Annotated in this window: 12 protein-coding genes; 9 read left to right on the top strand and 3 right to left on the bottom strand. The window is 46.3% G+C overall.

The genetic code is table 11. The features are described 5' to 3' along the window. The first annotated feature begins 72 nt into the window (after nucleotides 1–72). From VC178_RS09945 to VC178_RS09930, 4 genes are read left to right on the top strand one after another with little or no spacing between them, the layout of a single operon-like run. Nucleotides 73–4,203, top strand: a complete 4,131-nt coding sequence (locus VC178_RS09945; protein WP_323482423.1) for a YhdP family protein — start codon at nucleotides 73–75, stop codon at nucleotides 4,201–4,203. 6 nt (nucleotides 4,204–4,209) lie between these two features. Continuing rightward, entirely contained in the window at nucleotides 4,210–5,034 is an 825-nt protein-coding gene (locus tag VC178_RS09940) for a carbon-nitrogen hydrolase family protein (protein WP_323482422.1), read from the top strand. Nucleotides 5,035–5,054: 20 nt separating this feature from the next. Continuing rightward, nucleotides 5,055–6,545: a metalloprotease TldD gene (gene tldD / locus VC178_RS09935; protein WP_251372043.1), complete on the top strand. Its 1,491-nt coding sequence runs from the start codon at nucleotides 5,055–5,057 to the stop codon at nucleotides 6,543–6,545. A gap of 30 nt (nucleotides 6,546–6,575) precedes the next feature. Continuing rightward, on the top strand, nucleotides 6,576–7,700 hold the full coding sequence (locus tag VC178_RS09930; RefSeq protein WP_215295760.1) for a 3-deoxy-7-phosphoheptulonate synthase: 1,125 nt from the start codon (nucleotides 6,576–6,578) through the stop codon (nucleotides 7,698–7,700). Between the two features lie 39 nt (nucleotides 7,701–7,739). Here the strand turns inward: VC178_RS09930 and VC178_RS09925 are convergent, their stop codons facing one another. After that, a complete protein-coding gene (locus tag VC178_RS09925) occupies nucleotides 7,740–8,309 on the bottom strand; it encodes a cob(I)yrinic acid a,c-diamide adenosyltransferase (RefSeq protein ID WP_323482421.1) in 570 nt (189 codons plus the stop codon). Between the two features lie 27 nt (nucleotides 8,310–8,336). Between VC178_RS09925 and VC178_RS09920 the strand changes: the two genes are divergently transcribed. The 5 genes from VC178_RS09920 to proC are packed head-to-tail and all read left to right on the top strand — an operon-like array spanning nucleotide 8,337 to nucleotide 13,861. Further along, nucleotides 8,337–9,842: an FAD-linked oxidase C-terminal domain-containing protein gene (locus tag VC178_RS09920; protein WP_323482466.1), complete on the top strand. Its 1,506-nt coding sequence runs from the start codon at nucleotides 8,337–8,339 to the stop codon at nucleotides 9,840–9,842. Then, complete coding sequence (gene glcE, locus VC178_RS09915) at nucleotides 9,842–10,987, top strand: glycolate oxidase subunit GlcE (RefSeq protein ID WP_323482420.1); 1,146 nt, start codon at nucleotides 9,842–9,844, stop codon at nucleotides 10,985–10,987. Before VC178_RS09920 ends, glcE begins: the two co-directional genes overlap by 1 nt. Nucleotides 10,988–10,995: 8 nt before the next feature. After that, nucleotides 10,996–12,273, top strand: a complete 1,278-nt coding sequence (glcF, locus tag VC178_RS09910) for a glycolate oxidase subunit GlcF (protein ID WP_323482419.1) — start codon at nucleotides 10,996–10,998, stop codon at nucleotides 12,271–12,273. Further along, nucleotides 12,270–12,995, top strand: a complete 726-nt coding sequence (locus tag VC178_RS09905; protein WP_323482418.1) for a YggS family pyridoxal phosphate-dependent enzyme — start codon at nucleotides 12,270–12,272, stop codon at nucleotides 12,993–12,995. The genes glcF and VC178_RS09905 overlap by 4 nt, the downstream gene beginning before the upstream one ends. Next, on the top strand, nucleotides 12,992–13,861 hold the full coding sequence (proC, locus tag VC178_RS09900) for a pyrroline-5-carboxylate reductase (RefSeq protein WP_215295765.1): 870 nt from the start codon (nucleotides 12,992–12,994) through the stop codon (nucleotides 13,859–13,861). Before VC178_RS09905 ends, proC begins: the two co-directional genes overlap by 4 nt. A gap of 1 nt (nucleotide 13,862) precedes the next feature. On the opposite strand, the gene ubiA is transcribed toward proC, so the two are convergent. Together ubiA and recG are read right to left on the bottom strand one after the other, a co-directional pair. Continuing rightward, complete coding sequence (gene ubiA, locus VC178_RS09895; RefSeq protein WP_323482417.1) at nucleotides 13,863–14,726, bottom strand: 4-hydroxybenzoate octaprenyltransferase; 864 nt, start codon at nucleotides 14,724–14,726, stop codon at nucleotides 13,863–13,865. A gap of 8 nt (nucleotides 14,727–14,734) precedes the next feature. Beyond that, entirely contained in the window at nucleotides 14,735–16,801 is a 2,067-nt protein-coding gene (gene recG / locus VC178_RS09890; protein ID WP_323482416.1) for an ATP-dependent DNA helicase RecG, read from the bottom strand. Nucleotides 16,802–16,806 lie beyond the last annotated feature (5 nt).

Here is a 16,806-nt window from a genome sequence, read left to right as displayed (position 1 = left end):
ATCTTAATACCGACCAAAATTCAAGCACCCGGTGCTTGGCGGTCTAGCAGAGCCTGACGGATAATAGAGGCCATGCTGCAAAACATCATTCCGCCTCGACTCAAGAGCGTATTAACAAAACGTCCTCCAGGTTTAGGTGGCGAGTGGCGTAAGCGCGCCCTGATTCTGCTAGGTTTTGTGATGGCGCTTTTTCTACTCGGCCATCTTGGTGTGCGCTATGTGCTTTGGCCTCAAATTGAAAAATCCAAGGCTTCAGTTGAAAAGCTCATTAGCAGTCGCGTCGGCGTTAATGTCTCGATTGATGATCTCCGAGTTTCTTGGACAGGCATCAGACCTTCCTTTGAGATGGATGGCCTGCGCTTCAGCAGCCCCGATCATTCAAAATCATTATTGATGATCGAAAAGATTTATGGTGAACTGAGCTGGAAATCTTTTTATCACTTAGCGCCCTATTTTCATGAAATTCATTTTGAAAGCGCGGAAATTTATGCACAAAGAAACTCCAAGGGTGCAATCACGATTGCTGGAATTTCGATTGATAGCGGCACCAGCGATTACTCTGCAGAGAATTGGTTATTTTCACAAGACACTATTGAAGTTAGCAAAGTCAAACTCTTTTGGGATGATCAGCTCAACAAAAAATCACAAACCTCTATTGAAGTCTTAAACCTATCGCTTCAGAACGGTATTCGTAGACACGAGGGCTCCATCACCACAACTACCCCGTGGACCAAGGGGCCAACAGAAGTCAAAGTCGACTTCGTTCACCATCTAGGTGGGCAAGCAGGAAATTGGCACGACTGGATTGGCACAATCACTTGGAATCTTACTGACCTAAATCTGAAGCAGATATCTCAAGAGTTCAAACTCGGCCTCCATACCTTAGAAGGGGTGCTGAGCTCAAAAGGAAGTCTCAAGATTGATAACGCCCAACCTGATGGTGGTGAATTTTTTGTCGCGGTTGATGACCTAGTGGTGCAATCTTCAAAAAGCGAAGATGCTATTGCACTAGGAAGACTCGAAGCCAATCTTCTACAAGAAACCAATGATGGCTTAATCGCCATCTCGACCAAAACATTCACTTGGCGCGATATGGATAGCCCAAAATCTGCACCCTTGGAAAATCTGAGTCCGATGACGTTTCGCTGGCGGCCTCCAGGTGCGGATGGAGAAATTAAAGAATTTGAATTTTCATCGCCAAAGATTTCAGTTGAAGATGTCGCATTATTTGCACTCAATTTACCGCTCTCTAAAAAAGTTCATCAATGGATTAAGACTTCTCAGGCTGAAGGAGATTTGGAAGATCTAAATATTCGTTGGTCAGAAAGCAAATCCCCTTTATCCGCTCTTAATATTCCTGGTGGCTGGTTTAAATCTAATAAATTAGACTTCACCGTGAGCGCCAAACTCATCAACCTCAGTTTTACTGGTATCAATAAATCGATACCTTCTGTTTCCAATTTATCCGGCTTTGTTACTGGCAACCAAAAAGAGGGGAGTTTTTCCTTAGATTCAAGTGATCTTGGTCTAGAGATTTATGACTTTCTGGAAGACCCCAAAATTCATTTGGAGCGTGCCAGCGGACAAATCAATTGGTCAAAGCAAAAAGGGCATTGGGTTGTTAATACCAAAAAGCTTACTTTGAGCAATTCAGAACTCACAACTAATCTGAGTCTGAACTATATCCTCGGCAATCCCAAAGAGGCTGACTTCATGACCATGGACATGGAGCTTGTCAAAGCCAATGCAAAAACTGCCTATCGCTATTTACCGCTTGGCATGGGTAAGGACGCTAGGGTATATCTCAGCAAAGCATTTGATGCAGGTGTCATTCAAAATGGGCAAGTGCATATCAAGGGGGATCCTAATCAAGTGCCCTTTCCCGATAAGCAACAGGGTGAGTTCAGCTTGACGCTTCCGATTGCAGGCGCAGCGTTTAGTCCAGTTCCGCTATTACCAAACAATCAAGGAACTTGGTCTACCTTCACGAATGTGAATGGTAGTGTCGCGATGACAAACTCAAACCTGACGGTGGACATTGCAAAAGCCAATTACAAACAAATTGCCCTGAATACATTTCACGCAGAAATTCCGAATGTCAGTGCAAAACAACTAACACTCTCAGTCACTGGTAAAGCAACCGGTGAAGCGCAACAGATGCTAGAGTATTTTTATGCTTCTCCTGTAGGCAAAAGACAGGCCAAAATGGAACAAAATCTCCGCGTCAGTGGTCCAGTAGATATAGGTCTTGGTCTCAAGGTTCCACTCTCTAACTCTGCCGATACTAATGTTGATCTCAAATTAACACTACCAGGCAATAAAGCCGAATGGGCTGGTATTCCACCTTTTGAAAACCTCAAGGGCAGTATTCGTATCACCGAAATCAATCCTGAATTTGAGGATGTATCAGCTAATTTCTTGGGTGGATCCATCAAAATTAGCAGTGCCGATCAAAATAGCAATAAGCAAAACTTCAAAATTGCTGGCGACATTCAAGCAAATTTTATAAAAGAATATTTTGCAAAATCTGCTCGTTCAGAGCTTAGCTCAATACTGAATGCCATGAATGGCTCAGTTAAATATGACGGCACTCTCAGCTTTAATAAACAAGGCAGTGACTCTAATATCCACTTTGATCTTCGGAACTGGTCCATGAATTTACCAGCACCAACTAGGAAATTAGCGGGTACTTCCATGGCTGGCGATATCAACGTTAAAACTTTCGCCAATGACAAAACAAATCCTAATCGACTGAGCTGGTCTGGAAAGATTGGCGATCTCTATACCATTCAAGGAGCGCTAGGTCGTGATGACGAATTGCGTTACAGCCTGGGAGTTGGCGCAGCGCCGAATCTACCTCAACAAGGGTTTAACTTAAATCTCGTTAGCAATGAACTCAATCTTGATGTCTGGCAAGATTTCTTGGGGGGTAAGAAGGGGTCACGTAGTCAAGAAGCAGAAATGAGTTCAAGCTTTCAAGTCACAGCGCAAGTTAAAAAACTGACCTTATTTGAACGTCTCTGGCAGGATGTGAATGTCCTTGCAAACAATAAAAAGAATGTTTGGGATATACGTCTTGAATCACAACAGGCTACTGGACAAATTCAGTACTATGAATCCGACAAGACTCATACTAGCGGCCTTGTTAGTGGGCGCTTTGCAAAGCTCAAAATCGCCGGGTCAATTCCACAGCCCCCTGCAAAAGCAAATGCTCCTGTCAAAAAGGCACTGAGTCCTGAATCCATTCCCAGTTTAGATATCAGTATCGATGACTTATCTTGGATGAAAGCCCAGCTTGGTCAAGTCAAAATCAAAACCAAAACAAGTGACAACACTCTAAAAATTGATTCCATCCAATCCAACAATCCCCAGGGCTCGAGCACTATCAACGGTCAATGGAATGGCGGCACGAAAAATACCATGAATCACAGCGTTCTCAGTATCGATATGAACGTAAAAGATGCTGGCCAAATTATTGCGCATTGGACCCCTCAAAAATCGATTGAAGGTGGACAAGGAAAAGTTACTGCCAATATGGAATGGGATGGTTCACCCTTCAGCCCGAAATTCGAAACACTTTCTGGCAAGGTAGGCATTAATCTTGAAAAGGGTCGATTGTTAGAGGTAAATACTAGTGGCGCCAAAATATTAGACGTACTTAGTCTGCAAAGTTTATTCCGCTTTGCTACGCTCGACCTGCAAGGCAGTCTTGGCAACATTGTGACCAAGGGGACACCCTTTAACTCGATTAACAGTAACTTCGATATCAGCAATGGTGTTGCACAAACTCAGCAATTCAATATGAATTTAGACCAAGCTCGTGTGGCGATGAGCGGTCAAATTAATATTCCAAAACAAACGCAAGATCTGCGGATCACAATCTTTCCAACGATTGATGCCACAGCTGGCTCACTGGCTGCTTTTGCAATCAACCCCATTGTTGGCTTAGGCGCTCTCGTTGGGCAATATCTCCTCACGAGCCAGATCAACCGTAGCCTGCAATCAGATTACTTAGTCCAAGGATCTTGGGATGACCCTGAAGTCATCCCCTTAGATCAAAAGGGTCAACCCATTGACACCAAAACACTCAATTCCATTCGCAGCAAAGAATTGCTGAAAGAGCAGAGCAAACCGAACTCCAATGCCACCCCAAACTCCCCACCCCAAAATAATTTGGGCAATCCTACTAAATCCTCCAATTAGATTCTTATGAGCACCTCAACGACACTGAAGATCGCATCTATTCAGATGGTCTCCTCTCCAGATCTTCAAGAAAATCTCAATACTGCGGGCAGACTCATTAGCGCAGCTACCCAAGATGGCGCACAACTCATCGTACTTCCGGAATACTTTTGCATGATGGGCCTGAAAGACACTGACAAAGTACGTGTTCGAGAGCCTTTTGGCAGCGGCCCTATTCAAGAGCAGCTTGCCAGCTTTGCCAAAGACAATCAAATTTATCTTGTTGCAGGCACAATCCCGCTGGAGTCCAAAGACCCAGGCAAGGTACTCAATACGATGCTCGCATTTGATACAGCAGGCCAACATATCGGACGCTACGACAAAATTCATTTATTTGGTTTTCAAACTAAAACCGAGCGCTATCAAGAATCCGAAACGATTGAAGCTGGTATTACGCCAGGGATTCTCATCATCACTCACAATCAGCAAGATTGGTCTTTTGGGCTGAGTATTTGTTATGACTTGCGATTTCCCGAACTATATCGAGCAATGGGTGCTGTCGATTGCCATATCATTCCTGCAGCCTTTACTTACACTACCGGTAAAGATCACTGGGAGATTCTCTTGCGCGCTCGCGCCATTGAAAATCAATGCTATGTTTTAGCTTCGGCACAAGGCGGTATTCATCTCAATCAACGACGTACATGGGGTCACAGTATGCTGATTGACCCTTGGGGCACCGTATTAGCCGACCTGCCCGAAGGAGAAGGCTTTATCTCAGGGGTTTTAAGCAAAGAAAAATTAAACGAGGTACGCTCTCAGTTACCAGCTCTTGCGCACCGCAAGCTTTAAAGAAAGATCTGCCGAATCACATGAATGCACCCGAAGCACTATTTCCAGCCAATTGGACAAAAACCAAAAAGCAGGCAGACCTCATCAAAGTAGCCAAATCCATCTTGCTTGAGCCAACCGGTTTATCAGAGCAAGATCTACATCGCACCTTTGGCAATATGTTTTCTCATCGGCTAGACGATGCTGACCTCTATTTTCAACATACTCGCAGTGAAAGCTGGAGCCTTGAAGAAGGAATTGTGAAGTCTGGCAGCTTCAACATTGACCAAGGTGTTGGGGTACGCGCTATCTATGGTGATAAAACTGCTTTTGCCTATTCTGATGAAATCAATTTAGAGGCTTTAAGCAAGGCTGCAAAAGCGACCCGCGTGATTGGCCCAGAGGGTGGCAAACAAGCGGTGGCAAGTAAGTTATTCAACCCCCTATCAAATAAGCTGTATTCCGATCTAAATCCCCTTGATTCATTACAACCTAAAGAAAAAATTGCTTTGCTCGAAAGCATTGAGCGTCGCGCCAAAGCTCGCGACCCTCGCATCATTCAAGTCATGGCTAGCCTTGCTGGTGAATTTGATGTCGTCTTAGTTGCAAGAGCGGATGGATTACTTGCAGCCGATATTCGCCCGCTAGTGCGTGTCTCTGTTCATGTCATTGCGGAACAAAATGGCCGACGTGAATCTGGCTCTTCGGGTGGTGGCGCTCGCCATGACTACCTCTACTTTAATACTGAGTTGATCAATCGTTATGTTGATGAGGCGGTCGATGGGGCGCTAGTCAATTTAGAATCGCGCCCTGCACCAGCTGGCCCAATGACAGTCGTTATGGGTCCAGGCTGGCCGGGCGTACTCTTACATGAAGCAGTAGGTCACGGTCTTGAGGGTGACTTTAATCGTAAGGGCTCCTCTGCATTTGCAGGACGCATTGGTCAACGCGTCGCAGCCAAGGGCGTCACTGTAGTGGATGATGGAACATTATCTGGGCGTAGAGGTTCTCTCAATATTGATGATGAAGGCACTCCGACGCAGTGCACTACATTGATTGAAGACGGTATTTTGAAGGCTTACATTCAGGATAGCCTCAATGCACGACTCATGAATATGCCTTTAACAGGTAATGGGCGCCGCGAAAGTTTTGCTTCCTTGCCCATGCCGCGCATGACGAATACCTATATGTTGGCCGGCAAAGATGATCCCCAAGAAATTGTGGCCAGCATTAAGCGAGGCCTATATGCAGTCAATTTTGGCGGTGGCCAAGTAGATATCACCAGCGGTAAATTTGTATTTTCAGCTTCAGAAGCCTACTGGGTAGAGAATGGAAAAATTCAATATCCCGTGAAAGGCGCCACTATCATCGGTAGCGGACCAGAGTCCTTAAAACAGGTCTCCATGATCGGTAATGACCTCAAATTAGATGGCGGCGTTGGGGTTTGTGGCAAAGAAGGTCAAAGTGTGCCAGTTGGGGTTGGACAGCCCACTTTAAGAATCGACAGCCTGACTGTTGGTGGCACTGCCTGATATTGGCAAATTACGGCTTAAAATAGCCAGATGAGCCAACAAAATACTAATCCCGCTAATTGGTACTCCGCCGTTGATAAAACGTCGGATACTGACGATCAACGCATTGATAACATCTCCGTTCTGCCACCTCCAGAACATCTGATTCGTTTTTTTCCGATCTCCGGAACGCCGACTGAAGCATTAATCAGTAAAACTCGGAAAAAGATTCGCGACATTATTCACGGTAAAGATGACCGCTTACTCGTCATCATTGGGCCTTGCTCGATTCATGATCCAAGGGCAGCATTGGAATATTGCCAACGACTCTTAGCCGAGCGTGAACGCTTTGCTGGTGAATTAGAAATCGTGATGCGGGTCTATTTTGAAAAACCTCGCACTACTGTTGGCTGGAAGGGTTTAATTAATGATCCCTACCTCGATGAGTCCTATCGCATTGAAGAAGGTCTCCGCCTTGCTCGCCAAGTACTCATGGAAATCAATCGTCTTGGCATGCCTGCTGGCAGCGAATTCTTGGATGTGATTTCTCCGCAATATATTGCTGACCTGATTTCTTGGGGCGCTATTGGTGCGCGTACAACCGAGAGCCAAGTACATCGTGAGCTCGCTTCCGGTTTATCTGCACCCATTGGGTTTAAAAATGGCACCGATGGCAACATCAAAATTGCAACAGATGCGATTCAAGCGGCAGGTCGTCCACACCACTTCTTGTCAGTTCATAAGAACGGTCAAGTCTCTGTTGTGGAAACTAAGGGCAATAAAGATTGCCACGTTATTTTGCGCGGTGGTAAAGAGCCTAATTATGAAGAAAAATATGTTCAGGCAGCCTGCTCTGAGCTAGCAGCTGGCAAGCTTCGCGGTAGTTTGATGGTTGATCTGTCTCATGCCAATTCTAGTAAACAGCATGAGCGTCAAATCCTGGTGGCAGATGACGTTGCCAAGCAAATTGAAGCTGGTTCTCAACAAGTTTTTGGTGTGATGATTGAAAGTCATCTCAACGATGGTGCTCAGAAATTTACCCCAGGAAAAGATGATCCTAGCAAGCTGGAATACGGCAAGAGTATTACGGATGCCTGTATTAATTGGGATGATTCAGTTCAAGTACTGGAGCGTCTTGCTGCGGCCGTAAAAAAACGCAGAAGTAAGAAAAAGTAATGCTTTAAAAAATAATTAGGGCAAGTAGAAGAGACTAATTTACTTAGTCTCTTTTTTTTCGTGCTTCCACAATACATCGGTACCGCCCGCAGCTCTATTGAGAATACGTGCGATGACAAACAAAAGATCTGATAAACGATTGACGTACTGTCGTGGCGCGTCATACAAAGGCCCTTCCCAACCTAAACGTACAATCGAGCGCTCCGCTCTTCTGCATACCGTGCGGCATACATGAGCTTGTGCAGCAGCACGAGTACCACCCGGCAGAATAAATTCTGTTAGCGGGGGTAATTGCTGGTTGTATTTCTCTAGCCAGATATCCAATTGAGCTACGTGCTCCGGATTGAGTAACTTGTAATTCGGAATGCAGAGTTCGCCGCCTAAATCAAACAAATCATGCTGTATTTGTAAAAAGAGGGGTTTTAACTCATTGGCAATGCTTTCTGGGATCTCTTCGGTCATCAAAACACCGATTTCGGAGTTGAGCTCATCGACATCACCCATAGCGCAAATACGTAAATGATCCTTTTCAACGCGACTGCCGTCTCCAAGGCCAGTCATGCCAGCATCGCCCGTTCTAGTAGCGATTTTTGATAGTCGATTTCCCATGAGCTTAATTATAGGTAAATGGCTAAAATGGTTGTCATGAATATGGTGACCCCGCCCCCCGATCTTGCTGCGATTAGCGCCCTTCAGTCCAAACTGGTTTCGGCTCTACGCCCAATCCTCCCAGAACATGCCCTCCTTTGGGAGCCTGAAGACACCATTCCCTATGAATGTGATGGTTTAGCAGCCTATCGGCGTATGCCCTTAGCTGTTGCCCTTCCAGAAACGGAAGCGCAAGTAGCCCAAATTCTGAAGATTTGCTCTGAGATGCAAATCCCAGTAGTACCTCGGGGATCTGGTACCGGTCTGTCTGGGGGAGCCATGCCGCTTTCTCAAGGTCTTGTACTTTCGCTAGCGAAGCTCAAAAAGATCATCAGCATTGATCCATTTACTCGAACTGCAGTGGTTCAGCCGGGCGTTCGTAATTTGGCAATCTCAGAAGCAGTAAGTCATTTAGGTTTGTATTACGCTCCAGATCCGTCATCTCAAATTGCTTGTTCAATTGGAGGCAATGTCAATGAGAACTCTGGGGGAGTGCACTGCCTTAAATATGGCTTGACTCTTCATAACGTCTTGCGTGTTCGTGGCGTACTCATGAATGGCGAGATCGTAGAGTTCGGTAGCTTGGCTCCAGATTCTCCTGGCTTAGATTTACTCGCGATTGTTCTGGGCAGTGAAGGCATGCTAGCGGTTGTCACGGAAGTCACTGTGAAGTTAGTTGCTAAACCAAAACTAGCCCGCGTGATCATGGCTAGCTTTGACGATATTGAAAAAGGTGGCAATGCTGTTGCGGCAATCATCGCTGCCGGCATTATTCCTGCCGGTCTTGAGATGATGGACAAAGCCACCACTCGTGCAGTAGAAGAATTTGTGCATGCAGGCTATGACCTAGAGGCTGAAGCCATTTTGCTTTGCGAATCTGATGGCACGCCTGAAGAAGTCACCGAAGAAATTGAACGCATGACTAAAGTGCTTGAGCAATCTGGTGCTAGTGGTATTAGGATCTCCAAAGATGAGACTGAACGCTTGAAGTTTTGGAGTGGTCGTAAGAACGCCTTTCCCGCTGCTGGTCGCATTGCTGCTGACTACTACTGTATGGATGGCACGATTCCGCGTCGTCACATTGCAACCTTGCTCAAGCGTATTCAAGGCATGGAAGCCAAATACGGTCTTGGCTGCTTAAACGTATTTCATGCGGGTGACGGCAATATGCACCCTCTCATTTTGTTTAATGGTGCAGATGCAGAAGAGTGGCATCGCGCAGAAGAATTCGGTACCGAAATATTAGAAGCTTGTGTTGAGCTCGGTGGCACAATTACAGGCGAACATGGTGTGGGCATTGAAAAAATTAATTCGATGTGCGTGCAGTTTGGCGAAGGTGAGCGCGAATCTTTCTGGGGTGTCAAAGCAGCATTTGATCCTAAAAAACTTCTGAATCCTGATAAGGGCATCCCAACACTGAGTCGCTGCGCTGAATATGGCCGCATGCGCATTAGTGGAGGCAAACTACCGCATCCGGAACTGGAGCGCTTCTAATGACCAGCTCCAACAGCCAGATTGATGCATTCCGCGAACAAGTCCTGAACGCAGCAAAAAATAAAGCGCAACTCTCCATTGAGGGCGGCGGTTCGAAAGCTTGGTACGGCAACCCAAATCAATTTACAAAATTAAATACGCGCAGCTATTCCGGTATTTTGGAATATCAGCCTGAAGAGTTGGTCATTACCGCTTGCGCTGGTACCCCTCTGCAAGAAATTGAAGCAGCTCTCGAGGAAAAAAATCAGGTACTCGCCTTTGAGCCACCTCACTTTGGTGAGTATGCTACTTTTGGCGGTGCGATTGCTGCAGGGCTCGCTGGGCCCGGTCGCATCAGTGCCGGTAATTTCCGCGACTTTGTTTTAGGCGCCCGCATTCTAGATGGCAAGGGACAAGATTTATCCTTCGGCGGCAAAGTCATGAAGAATGTTGCCGGGTATGACATTTCTCGTTTGCTACCTGGATCTATGGGTACATTTTCTTTGTTACTAGAAGCGTCAGTTAAGGTATTACCAAAACCTGCTGCAACAGCAACAATACGTTGCCAACTCTCTCAAGAGAAAGCGTTGAAAGTTCTAAATGAGTGGGCAGGACAACCCTTTCCTCTCTCAGCTAGCTGCTGGATTGGGAATAGCAAAGATGGCGATGGCGAACTGACGATTCGCCTAGCAGGCGCTGCAGCAGCAGTGAAAGCTGCCATTCCTTTAATGAGCTCTCTAGTGCTTGCCAAGGAAATGGATCCTGAAACAGCTGAGCTTTTTTGGAAAGATTTACGTGAGCAAAAACTTGCAGCATTTACCAATCTTGGCGTAGACCAAACTCTCTATCGCTTAGCGCTTCCAGCAGCCTGTGGCCCACTTGCACTACCCAACTCCAGCGATGATTTCGTGCTGGAGTGGCATGGGCAGCAACGCTGGATGAAAGCTGCTGGTGATGAAGCTACATTTACCGCTATTAAGCAATTGGCTAATAGTCATGGTGGTCATGCAACGCGCTTCAGGCAGGGTAGCAAGGTTAATCCCTCTTTTGAGCGCTTCACCTTGCTAAGCGAGCAAGCGTACTCTAAAGCTCTTGAAGCAGTACAAGCACGCCTGAGATCTGCATTTGATCCAGCTGGTGTATTTGCCACTAACCGTCTTCCATAAGTATTGCTATGTACACTCAACTTGCTCCTCAATTTGCCAATACACCAGAAGGTATAGAGGCAGCGCGCATTCTTGGTAATTGTGTTCACTGTGGTTTTTGTACTGCCACTTGCCCAACCTATCAAATACTGGGTGACGAACTCGATGGTCCTCGCGGTCGCATCTACCTCATCAAGCAAATGGCTGAAGGGCAAGCGCCAACTGAAAAGACCCGCTTACATTTGGATCGCTGCTTAACATGCCGTAACTGCGAAAGCACTTGTCCTAGTGGCGTGCAATATGGCAACTTGGTAGATATTGGTCGTAAATGGGCAGAAGAAAATACTCCCGAGCGCCCTTTAGGTGAGCGCCTTACTCGTTGGGCTCTCAAGGAAGGCTTAACGAAGCCAGCATTGTTTAATTCCGCGATGGCATTAGGTCGTTTAGTACGCCCCCTCATGCCAAGTAGCGTCAAACGCAAGATTCCACTCGCTAAAAATAAAGCCTTAGATCAAACAACTGATCCTTATGCAAGACCCAGCACACAACATACGCGCAAGATGCTGATTCTGGAGGGCTGCGTTCAACCTGGCATGCTACCCAACATCAATTCAGCAACAGCAAGAGTATTAGATGCACTCAAGATTCAACTCATCAGCGCTCCCAATGCAACTTGTTGTGGTGCGCTACGCTATCACCTAAATGATCAATCAGGTGGACTAGAGAATGCCAAGCAAAATATTGATGCTTGGTGGCCCCTCGTTGAGCAAGGCGTTGAAGCTATTGTGATGACTGCATCTGGATGTGGTGTGATGGTCAAAGATTATGGCCATCTCTTGGTGAACGATTCTTTATATGCTACCAAGGCAAAAAAGATTTCTGAGTTAACTAAAGATATTGCAGAGATTTTGCCCTCGTTACAAAATGAGCTAGTTCAACTCATTGGCTCGGATCAAAAACCAGACGTGGTCTATCACCCGCCTTGCACCTTGCAGCATGGCCAACAAATACGTGGCAAAGTTGAAGGCTTGCTTTCTGGCCTGGGAATTGGTGTGCGCTTGTGTAGTGACAGTCACCTTTGCTGTGGCTCGGCTGGAACCTACTCAGTCACTCAGCCAGAGCTCTCGGAACAATTACGCAAGAACAAACTGACCCACCTAAATGCAGCATGTGAAGAATCTGGTGCACAAGTCATTGTTTCTGGAAATATTGGGTGCATTGCCCACCTCCAACAAGACGACACACCAGTACTTCACTGGATTGAGATCGTAGATCAACTAATTAGTAAATCATCTAAGGCCCGATGAATTCAATTGTTGTTAATCTCATGCAGGTTCGGCAGCGTATTGAGCTTGCAGCCCTAGCTGCAAAACGTGAGCCTGAAGAGATTGAACTCTTGGCAGTTAGCAAAACCTTTCCAGCATCTGCTATTGAAGAAGCGATGCATGCAGGTCAATCGGCTTTTGGTGAAAATTATGTCCAAGAAGGCGTTGAAAAAATTATCCAGCTTGAAAAGCTACGTCCTTGGCTGGTGTGGCATTTTATTGGGCCACTCCAAAGCAATAAAACCAGGGAGGTCGCTGAGCATTTTGACTGGGTGCATAGCGTGGATCGACTCAAAATTGCAGAACGCCTATCAGCGCAGCGAGCAGAGTTTCCTCACTTGGCAGAATTACAAGTTTGCGTACAGGTCAATGTCAGCGAAGAAGATAGTAAAAGTGGTGTTCCGCTTGCAGATGCACAGGCTCTTTGCGACGCCATCAGCAAATTGCCGAACGTGATCCTGAGAGGCTTAATGGCCATCCCAGCACCCAACCCAGACCCCAAGATTCAGCGGGAGGCATTTGCTGCCGTCCGCGCTTGTTTTCAAAGTATTCAAGCGAGTCATTTGGTTGATCCAGGCTATCAATTCTTCGACACCTTATCCATGGGGATGTCCGATGATTTAGAGGCAGCCATAGCCGAAGGCAGCACCATGGTTCGTATTGGAACTGCTATTTTTGGGAAGCGCGATAAGATTAGCAAATGAGCCAACAAAAGAACCTGCAAAAGAATAGTAATGCACACATCACCTTTATTGGTGGTGGCAATATGGGTCGCGCCTTAATTAGCGGTCTATTGGCAAATGGGTTTGAATCTAAGCAAATTTCAGTGGTTGAAACAAATGCAAGCACTGCCTTAAAGCTATATGAAGATTTTGGTGTTCAAGGTATCGGTGCCCTGGAACAAATTGCATTCGATTTTTCAAAAAATAATGTAGTGGTTATGGCCATCAAGCCACAAGACTTTAATGTCGTTGCCAAGAACTTAGCCTCCAAACTCAAACATGCCAGCGCACCTGGCCCACTGATTCTGAGTATTGCTGCAGGCATTCGACTCAAAGATATGAGTCGCTGGCTCGACCATACGCGTTGCGTGCGCGCTATGCCCAACACGCCTGCTCTGATTGGTAAAGGCATCACAGGTTTATTTGCAGATGCTGCAGTCAATGAATCTGATCGCGACCTAGCAGAAACGATTTGTAATGCTGTTGGTCAAGCGGTTTGGGTTTCTGAAGAAAAATTAATGGATGCCGTAACAGCAGTCTCTGGTAGCGGCCCTGCTTATGTGTTTGCATTTTTAGAAGCCATGCAATCCGCTGGTGAAAAGCTGGGGCTTGACGCACAAACTGCTCGTCAATTAGCTTATGCGACCCTCGAAGGCGCTACCCAGCTAGCGCACAACTCTGATGAGCATGCTGGCATCTTACGTGAACGCGTCACCTCCAAAGGCGGTACAACCGCAGCTGCACTTGAGGTCATGCAGCAGCATGGCTGGCATGAGATCTTGGAAAAAGCGATTGATGCAGCAAGTCAGCGCGGCAAAACGATGGGCGATGAACTAGGTAAAAACTAGCTTAGTGAATACCGAGTCCCAACACAATTCCCAAGAATAAAAAACCGCCCAACCAATTGTTGTGACGGAAAGCCAAAAAACATTCTTCTCGTCCTCTAGTAGAGATGAGTTTAAGGTGATACATCGAGCAGCCTAAAGCTATAAACCATCCGACTAAAAAATAATTGCTTAAGTCCGCTAGTTGCGCCACCCAAAGTTGACTTACAAACAAGATGCCATAACTTACAGCGATTGCTAGCACGTCATACTTTCCGAAAGTAATCGCCGAAGTTCTCAGACCTAAACGCAGGTCATCATCTCGATCGACCATTGCGTATGCCGTGTCATAGGCAATGGCCCAAAAAATATTCCCCACAAACAAGACCCACGCTTCCAAAGGAATGAAATTCAAAATCGCTGCATAAGCCATGGGAATCCCAAAACCAAATGCAATCCCTAGCACAGCCTGCGGCATGGCAAAGAAGCGTTTGGTGAATGGATAAACAAAGGCTACCAATAAGGCGAGTACTGAGAGTTGCTTAGTAAAAGTATTGAGGGGTTGAATCAGCAAAAAAGCAATTAGGGCCAAGCTAGCCGCTACAGCAACTGCTTCTTTCCCAGAAATTTTTCCACTAGTGACAGGGCGCCCTTTCGTTCTCTCTACATAACGGTCAAAGCCACGATCTGCATAATCGTTGATGGCGCACCCCGCACTACGCATCAGAAACGTACCGACTATAAAAATAAACAAAATAGTCAAATCCGGAATGCCCGAGCTTGCCAACCACAGCGCCCATAAAGTGGGCCATAAGAGCAAGAGCGTACCAATCGGCTTATCTAGGCGGATTAAGTAGGCGTAAGCTTTCAGACGTTCAGTGAGTGGCATAGCTAGAATTATGCCTTCAGAAACTCTGCTCGAGAGCCTAGCCAACGCTCTAAATGACGCTCAACGATATCAGCATGGTCCGCCAGCAAACGTTCTGCTGCCTGCTGAGCCAACTCAATCAGCCAAGCATCCCGTTGCAAGTCTACAAAGCGCAACATGGCATCACCAGATTGCTTTGCACCCAATAGCTCACCAGGACCCCGAAGGGATAAGTCGCGCTCGGCAATCACAAAACCATCAGAGGTCTCGCGTAGAGTTTGTAGGCGCTCTTTAGCTGCTAAAGACAAAGGTTCTGCATACATCAAAATACATACTGAATCCGCAGAACCTCGGCCTACGCGCCCGCGCAACTGATGAATCTGGGCATAACCAAATCGTTCAGCGTGCTCAATCACCATTAAGGCCGCATTAGGAACATCAACACCCACTTCAATCACGGTGGTTGCTACTAGCAATTGGATTGCATTGGCTTTAAATGCTGCCATCACTGCTGCTTTTTCTTCTGACTTTAAACGTCCATGCACTAGACCGACTTTAAATTCTGGCAAGGCCTGAGTTAGCTGCTCAAAACTTTCCACAGCTGTTTGTAATTGCAAAGCTTCTGATTCTTCAATTAAGGGGCAAACCCAATAAGCTTGCAAACCTTTAGAGAGCCAGCTTTGTAGACCACCAATCACTTCATCACGACGGGTAACCTTCACAACTTTGGTAGTAATTGGCTTACGCCCTGGCGGCAACTCATCAATTACGGATACATCTAAATCAGCGTAATAGGTCATTGCTAAAGTACGAGGAATGGGTGTGGCAGACATCATCAACTGATGGCAGTAAAATAATTCAGAGCCTACCCGTTGCTGAATTTCTAAACGCTGACGCACTCCAAAACGATGTTGCTCATCTATCACCGCTAAACCTAATTTAGCAAAACTCACATTCTCCTGAATCAGTGCATGCGTACCAATAATGAGTTGAGCGCCACCACTCTCAATCATTTCTTGCGCTAATCTTTTTTCTTTTGCCTTTAAGCTACCTGATAACCAGGCAACTTGAACTCCCAAAGGCTCAAACCACTCTTTCATCTTCAGATAATGTTGCTCAGCTAATATCTCCGTAGGCGCCATCACTGCTGCTTGATAGCCATGATCTATGACACGCGCTGCTGCTAAGGCGGCCACGACTGTCTTACCACTACCAACGTCGCCCTGAAGAAGGCGATTCATCGGAAATGATTTGGATAAGTCATGACCAATTTCATCCCACACACGTGTTTGGGCAGTAGTTAATTCAAATGGCAAAGCCTTCAGCAATCCTACTTCAAGACTCTGAGTCTTTTCAGCTTGTTTAAAGCTCGGTGCATGACGCTCTTGACGTATGGCATGTGCACGCTTTAAAGAAATTTGTTGGGCAAGGAGTTCTTCAAACTGTACGCGGCGCCATGCAGAATGAGTCCGCTCTAGTAAAGCCTGTGTATCAGCATCTGCTGGTGGTTGATGCAAATAGGTGATTGCAGACTGTAAGTTAGGCCAATCGTTACTGGGCAGTAATTCAGCCATCAGTTTTTGAGGTAAAAACTCGGCCAAACTCTCATGCAAACTTGGATCACGTAATGCCTGAGTGACCGCCTTACGAATTGCAGCTTGTGATACTCCAGCGCTTGCTGGATAGACTGGCGTCAAACTGGTCGGCAGTGGTGTATCTGGAGTGACCGCTCGCACAGTTGGATGAACTATCTCGAGACCTTGAAAGCCCTCGCGCACCTCTCCTCGCACACGAATATGAGTGCCTACTGCCATTTGCTTTTGCTGACTTGGATAAAAATTCAAAAACCGTAGCTGCAAAGTTGCAGAGTCATCTTCAATAGTGACAAGCATCTGCCGTCTAGGTCGAAAAAGGACCTGATTTCTAATCACTACGCCCTGAGTTTGTACCGAGTGAAAGCGCCCTTGAATCAAGCCTTCTTCGATAGTGCATAACTCTGTCTCATCCTCATAACGAGATGGAAGATGCAAAGCAAGGGCCATTGGGCTGTCTAAACCCATTTTTTGGAGTATGTTTGGCGCTGGCTTAGTGGTCATCGTTA

The sequence above is a fragment of the Polynucleobacter sp. AP-Sanab-80-C2 genome (assembly GCF_035012965.1).
In the GTDB taxonomy this organism is placed as follows: Bacteria; Pseudomonadota; Gammaproteobacteria; order Burkholderiales; family Burkholderiaceae; genus Polynucleobacter.
The sequence above is the reverse complement of the archived record's forward strand: the minus strand, read 5'-3'. Positions and strand labels throughout refer to the sequence as shown.